Origin of the sequence: Rhodococcus sp. EPR-147 (assembly GCF_001647185.1) — a bacterium.
In the GTDB taxonomy this organism is placed as follows: domain Bacteria; phylum Actinomycetota; class Actinomycetes; order Mycobacteriales; family Mycobacteriaceae; genus Rhodococcoides.
Genome location: NZ_LVCU01000035.1, coordinates 21,061 through 27,060, shown reverse-complemented (window position 1 = coordinate 27,060; position 6,000 = coordinate 21,061). Strand labels below are relative to the sequence as shown.

At 66.4% G+C, this 6,000-nt stretch carries 7 protein-coding genes; 4 read left to right on the top strand and 3 right to left on the bottom strand.

The genetic code is table 11. The annotated features are described in order from the left end of the window. The coding region (locus tag A2J02_RS01315) for a sensor histidine kinase (RefSeq protein WP_197477896.1) at nucleotides 1-689 on the top strand (689 nt) is incomplete at its 5' end. Nucleotides 690-726: 37 nt separating this feature from the next. Here the strand turns inward: A2J02_RS01315 and A2J02_RS01310 are convergent. After that, on the bottom strand, nucleotides 727-1,287 hold the full coding sequence (locus A2J02_RS01310; RefSeq protein WP_179275573.1) for a GtrA family protein: 561 nt from the start codon (nucleotides 1,285-1,287) through the stop codon (nucleotides 727-729). Nucleotides 1,288-1,484: 197 nt separating this feature from the next. Between A2J02_RS01310 and A2J02_RS01305 the strand changes: the two genes are divergently transcribed. The 3 genes from A2J02_RS01305 to A2J02_RS01295 are packed head-to-tail and all read left to right on the top strand — an operon-like array spanning nucleotide 1,485 to nucleotide 3,584. Further along, a complete protein-coding gene (locus A2J02_RS01305) occupies nucleotides 1,485-2,687 on the top strand; it encodes a 5-(carboxyamino)imidazole ribonucleotide synthase (RefSeq protein WP_373455168.1) in 1,203 nt (400 codons plus the stop codon). After that, complete coding sequence (gene purE, locus A2J02_RS01300) at nucleotides 2,680-3,198, top strand: 5-(carboxyamino)imidazole ribonucleotide mutase (RefSeq protein WP_068045724.1); 519 nt, start codon at nucleotides 2,680-2,682, stop codon at nucleotides 3,196-3,198. Before A2J02_RS01305 ends, purE begins: the two co-directional genes overlap by 8 nt. Nucleotides 3,199-3,257: 59 nt before the next feature. Then, complete coding sequence (locus A2J02_RS01295; protein ID WP_068045751.1) at nucleotides 3,258-3,584, top strand: hypothetical protein; 327 nt, start codon at nucleotides 3,258-3,260, stop codon at nucleotides 3,582-3,584. Here A2J02_RS01295 and A2J02_RS01290 read toward each other — a convergent pair. Both A2J02_RS01290 and A2J02_RS01285 read right to left on the bottom strand, forming a co-directional pair. Beyond that, nucleotides 3,572-4,312, bottom strand: coding sequence for a TIGR03089 family protein (locus tag A2J02_RS01290; protein WP_068045723.1), 741 nt, complete (start codon nucleotides 4,310-4,312; stop codon nucleotides 3,572-3,574). The two genes, A2J02_RS01295 and A2J02_RS01290, sit on opposite strands and share 13 nt — an antisense overlap. 58 nt (nucleotides 4,313-4,370) lie before the next feature. Beyond that, on the bottom strand, nucleotides 4,371-5,795 hold the full coding sequence (locus tag A2J02_RS01285; protein WP_068045720.1) for an LCP family protein: 1,425 nt from the start codon (nucleotides 5,793-5,795) through the stop codon (nucleotides 4,371-4,373). Nucleotides 5,796-6,000: the final 205 nt, after the last annotated feature.

The window sequence follows — 6,000 nt, the reverse complement described above, 5'->3', positions numbered from 1 at the left end:
AGCACACGTTGGTTGCCGATGTCTCGCATCAGCTTCGCAGTCGCCTGACCGCTGTCCGTCTACGCCTGGACGAAATTTCCACACACCCGGACCCGGCGGTGGTAGACGAGGCCAACGAGGCGATGGACCAGGTGGATCGGCTGACCCTTGCCATAGACGAGCTCGTTCGATCCTCTCGTAGTGACGGCGCGGCCGACGCGCACGAGGTCTCGGTCGTCGAGGAACTGACAGGAACCATCGTCGAATGGCAGCGAAACTTCGAGGACGTGGGTCGTACCCTGGCGATCAAGGGCGACGCGGATCTGAAGGCCTCGGTGACCGGATCGCGCTTGCGCGAAGCGGTCTCGGTGCTGATCGACAATTCCCTGGTGCACGGAGAGGGAGCGTGCACGGTGGCGGTTCGAGCCGTCTCGGCCGTCGAGAGCACGGAGGGACGCCGCGAGAGACTGGTCTGCGTCGAGGTCTCGGACGAGGGGCCAGGGGTGAACAACGAACTTGCTCCGCACATCTTCGACCGCGGATTCTCGGGAGCCGGCTCCACCGGTGTCGGGCTCGCACTGGCCCGGGCGCTGATCGAGGCGGACGGCGGACGTCTGGAACTGCAGCGACGCCGCCCGGCACTCTTCTCGGTGTTTCTGCCTGCGTGGCGGGAACCGTCGCCTGCGGTGCCTCGGCGCGAACCGCGCTGAGCATCCCAGGGTCGGTGCATCTCAGCGTTGGTGCATCTCAGGGTTGGTCGAGTGCGTCCGCTGCGTCGGTCGGATCCTCGTTGCGTTCGGCGTCCACTTCCAGGATCGTGCGCGCGTTGTCCTCGGGGAACGCGAAGCGGCGTAGTGCCCAGAACCGGAATGCCATCTGCAACAGGTTGCCGATGACGTAGTTGAGGACGAAGTCGATGATGACCACGGTCGTCAGGGATTCGCTGGTATCGCGGATGTCGAAGACGTTGTTCGCGATCCACAGCGGACCGGCTGCGATGAGCACACCGATACCGCTGATCGCGAAGAAGAGCAGTGCCTCGTGGTGCCGCTCGCGTCCGCCGCGGTGTTTGAAGGCCCACTCACGGTTGAGGAAGTAGCTGAGCAGGGTGGCGAGGACACCCGAGATGATCTTGGCGATCACCGGCTTCTGCTCGAGCACCGTCAGGCTGAGCGAATAGAAGATGACGAGGTCGAAGACCATCGTCGTGCCACCCACGATGGCGAACTTGATCAGCTCACTGTGCCGAATCGCGAGGTCCCGAAGGGGCGTGGGTAAGCGCTGGAGCACGCTTGCGATCGTCGGCACAACGGTGAAGTCTACGAAACACATTCCGGTTCCGCCGAACCGAGGCTCCGATCATCAGGGTTTCCACAGGTCCTCGCCGAGTCCGCCGTCTCGAGTGAGACTGCCGGTTCGGACCGAATGCGTGCGACATGACACCATGGTGAGCCGTGACAGGTACCGAACCGCGCCCCACTGCTGCGCGCCCGTCGTCGACCGGAATGCCCGTGGTGACGATGATCGGCGGCGGTCAGCTCGCCCGCATGACTCATCAGTCCGCGATCGAACTCGGACAGACTCTTCGCGTTCTCGCCGCCGGTGCCGACGAGCCGGCAGCTCAGGTCAGCCCCGACGTCGTCTTCGGCCACCACGACGACCTCGATGCGCTGCGCACTGCCGCGACCGGATCCAATGCGCTCACCTTCGACCACGAGCAGGTGCCAACCGCGCACCTGGAGACACTCGTGGCAGAAGGGGTCAACGTACAACCGCCGCCGAGCGCGTTGATCTTCGCCCAGGACAAACTGCGCATGCGTCGCAAGCTCGCCGAACTGGGCGCGCCCGGTCCCGCCTACGCGGAGGTCTCGTGGGCGCAGGACGCGATCGCGTTCGGCGACGAGCACGGCTGGCCGGTGGTGCTCAAGGCAGTGCGCGGCGGCTACGACGGGCGCGGAGTGTGGATGCCCGCCGACGCCGAGGAAGCCGAGGAGATCGTCACCGCACAACTCGACCTGGGTGTACCGCTCATGGTGGAGGAGAAGGTGGCCATGCGCCGTGAGCTGTCGGCGATGGTGGCACGATCGCCGTTCGGCCAGGGAGCTGCATGGCCCGTGGTGCAGACAGTGCAGCGCAACGGCCAGTGCGCGGTGGTGTTGGCACCGGCTCCCGACCTCGACGAGGACGTGGCCACGTTCGCAGGCAGGCTTGCCCTCGACATCGCAGGTGCGCTCGGCGTGGTCGGAGATCTCGCGGTCGAACTGTTCGAGACCACCTCCGGCAAGCTCCTGGTCAACGAACTGGCCATGCGACCCCACAACTCCGGTCACTGGACCATGGACGGGTGCCGCACCTCGCAGTTCGAGCAGCACCTGCGTGCAGTACTGGACTACCCGCTCGGTGACACCGATCCACTCGCTCCGCTGACGGTCATGGCCAACATTCTGGGCGCACCGCAGGCCCCCGAGATGACGATGGACGAGCGGCTGCATCACCTGTTCGCCCGTATGCCCGATGCGAAGGTGCATCTGTACGGCAAGGGCGAGCGCAAGGATCGCAAGATCGGACACGTGAACATCCTGGGCGCGCAGTCGGGTTCGCTCGCCGACCCCGCCTACGTGGCCTCGGTGCGCGAGCGAGCCGAGCGTGCAGCGCACTGGATGTCGCACGCCGAATGGACCGACGGATGGGACCCGCACGATGACTGACAACACGATCGACTCAGGCCCCCAAGTCGGCCTGATCATGGGCAGCGACTCCGACTGGCCGACGATGGAAGCCGCGGCAGAAGCGCTCGCGGAGTTCGGAATTCGCTTCGAGGTCGGCGTGGTGTCGGCGCACCGCACCCCGCAGCGCATGCTCGACTACGCCCGCGAGGCCGCAGGCCGGGGGATCCGCGTGATCATCGCCGGGGCCGGGGGAGCGGCCCACCTGCCCGGCATGGTCGCGTCGGCCACGCCGTTGCCGGTCATCGGCGTGCCGGTGCCGCTGAAGTACCTCGACGGTATGGACTCGCTGCTCTCGATCGTACAGATGCCCGCCGGAGTCCCCGTGGCCACGGTCTCCATCGGCGGTGCACGCAACGCAGGGTTGCTCGCGGTACGGATTCTCGGTGCCTCCGATCCGGCTCTGCAAGAACGGATGTCCGCGTTCCAGGCCTCACTCGAGGCCATGGTGCTCGAGAAGGACAAAGCTCTGCGCACCACTCTGCTCGGGTGAGCGCAGCCGTGTCACGAAGCGAGCAGATCCGGCGCGCCGGTCGCGGTAGTCGGCAGTCCATGCTGGTGACGCGGCTGGCGCTGTTCTATGCCCGACTCTGGCGCGGCACGGCGCGCTTCGACGACGAATTCTCCCTGTTCGTGTGCACCGGTCTGCGTGGCGGATTCGGCCGCGGCGGAACGACATTCGGCGGTGCCTACCTGACGAAGGGCAACACCGCCCGTCGGGTACTGCGACACGAGGCCGTCCATGCAGACCAATGGGCGAACTTCGGGGTCACCTTCCCGTTCCGCTACCTCGCCGAAGAAGCGCGACATCGGGGCCCGGCCAACAAGTACGAGATCGAGGCCGGACTCGCCGACGGTGGCTACCGTCAGCCCGGCTGAGCAAGATTGCCGGTGACCTTCTCGGTCTCGGCGCGCCGCTGCGACTTTTCCTCGTCCGGATGTGCCACCTGAACCAGCGACGCCCCCACGACGATTACCGAGATCAGACCGTCGATCAGCTCGTCGGCTGTGGTCCAGGACGCGCTGGACATGACCCGATCCGAGGCCGTCCAGGCCCGTGCGTCGGCTCGCTCACGAGCGGCAGCGAGTACCTCGTCCACCGAACGTCCGTCCAGCGCCGCGGCTGCGCTCCCGGAACCCGCGCTCCCGGAACCTGCGACCCTGAACTGATCGCCGTGCACCCGCACCGATGTCGCGTAGTCGGTCATCCCGATCGGCAGATCGGGGACCGCCTTGCCGAAGGCGTCGAGCGAGAAGGCCAGCACTTCGTCTGTGTCGGGAGCCTCGTCGAGCCGATCACCCGACACCATCGCGACGTCCGCGGAGTCGTCGGCCCCGAGGATCACCTCGCCGCCTGCCCACCAGATTCCGAGCAGCGCCGCAGCCGTCTGCCAGTGCGCGGGCAACAGCACACTCACCCTGCCACCCACCTCGAAGCCGAACTCGTCGCGCAACAGATTGGCGGTCTTGGCCGCCCAGTTCGCGAGGGTCACCGCCGACACCTCGACCCGCTCACCGGTCGCGTCGTCGTAGAACGTGATGCGCGGACCGGCCGGATCGGCGGCGAGAATCGGGTCGAGCAGGGTCTGAGTCAGATTCGAAGCCACCCCACGACCCTAGATGACGCTCGACGACTCCGATTCACACGCTCTGAGCGAACGCCGATCAGTTGACGCACATCGGGCCGACGGAACCGGCGTCGATCGGGGCCGCCGGTGCCTCGGGAACCGCCGTACCCGCTTCGGGAGCAATGGTTTCCGCCGTCGCGGCCTGACCCGAGCCCGGCCCCGCGTAGTCGTTCGCGAGGACCACCCGAACGGTATCTGCCGACAGGGTGTCGTCCGCGGTGATCTGCAGTCCGCCGAGCGCTGCCGAGACGGCGCGCGCGGCATCGCTGTCCACATCGGCAGCCTGGATGCGGCTCGCCGAGATCGACGCGCCCTCGTAGTTTCCGATGGTGCCGTCGACGTACCCCAACGCCGTCAACGAACCGGCGACACCGTTGGCCAGCCCGTCGATACCGCTGTCGTTCGCCACATCGACGGTCACCGTAGACGGATCGACAGCCGGTGCGTCCGAATCCTCGGCGTTGGCCTCCGCCGAATTACCGTCGGCGAGCAGGCCTGCGACGTACTTCTTCACCGCAGCGGGATCGACCTGCACGATCGATTCGCCGTAGTCGGTCGTCGCATTGATGTCGACTGCCGGAATCGTCTCGAACTTGACCTTGCCGCCGGCGAGATCCTGCAGGCGAGTGGCGAACTGCAGAATGTCCCAGTCGGAATCGAGAGTCACCGATCGCTGCACCGCGGTGCTGAGTTGGCCCAGTTTGCCGGGGTTGCTCAGCGTCTTGGCGCTGAGCACACTCCGCACGAGCGAGGCCATGAACACCTGCTGGCGCACGATGCGGTCCAGATCTCCGTGCGGAAGATCGTGCCGCTGTCGGACGAAACTCAGAGCCTGCGAACCGGAGAGATTCTGCTCGCCCGCGGGGAAGTTCGCACCCGACAATGGTTCTTGCACAGGGTTGTTCAGGCACACCTCGACACCGCCGACGGCATCGGTCAGCAGCACGAAGCCGAGCAGCCCCACCTCGGCATAGTGATCGACGGTGATGCCGGTGAGGTTGGCGACGGAATCGATGAGGGCCTCGCGGCCGGCCTCGGTGGCCTGGGATTCGGCATCGGCGTCCGTCACCCCTTGCTCGACCAATTCGAGTCGCTTGTTCTCCTTGGTCGCGCCGTACGCGGCGTTGATCTTGGACATGCCGATGCCGGGTACCTCGACGTACGAGTCTCGCGGGATGGAAATCGCGGTGGCCGACGAACCGTCGTTCGGAACGCGGATCAGCACGATCGTGTCGGTGTTGGACGCCACCTCTTCGCCGGCATTGAGGGATGCGAGTTCTGCGGGGGACAACGCATTGCCGTGGGCATCGGTACGACTGTCCGTGCCGACCATCAGAATGTCGACGGCGCCGTCGGCGGCTCCGCCGAGACCGAGACCACCCGCGGTGGCGATATTGGAGCGCAGGCTGTCGACACTGCGCCACGCGAAACCGGTCACCAGCAGGACGAGAATCGAGAACACTGCGACCGCGACGTGGGTTGCAGGCCATCGGGTACTGCCGACGCGAGGGCCCCTGCCGCCGGATCCGGGTCGCTCGACGCCGCCGCGAGGGCTTCGCCGATCGGGACGACGCGATCTGGTCGCGCGTTCGCTGAGAGCGCCATGTCTGCGTTCTCCGGTGCGGCGTTCTTCGCGGTGTTCGTCGTTGACGTATCGGTGGGCGGCA

What these genes read in the sequence shown, in the direction of transcription:
- A2J02_RS01305 (WP_373455168.1), top strand. Translation starts at nt 1,485, where the DNA reads ATGCCCGTGGTGACGATGATCGGCGGCGGTCAGCTCGCCCGCATGACT.
- purE (WP_068045724.1), top strand. Translation starts at nt 2,680, where the DNA reads ATGACTGACAACACGATCGACTCAGGCCCCCAAGTCGGCCTGATCATG.
- A2J02_RS01295 (WP_068045751.1), top strand. Translation starts at nt 3,258, where the DNA reads ATGCTGGTGACGCGGCTGGCGCTGTTCTATGCCCGACTCTGGCGCGGC.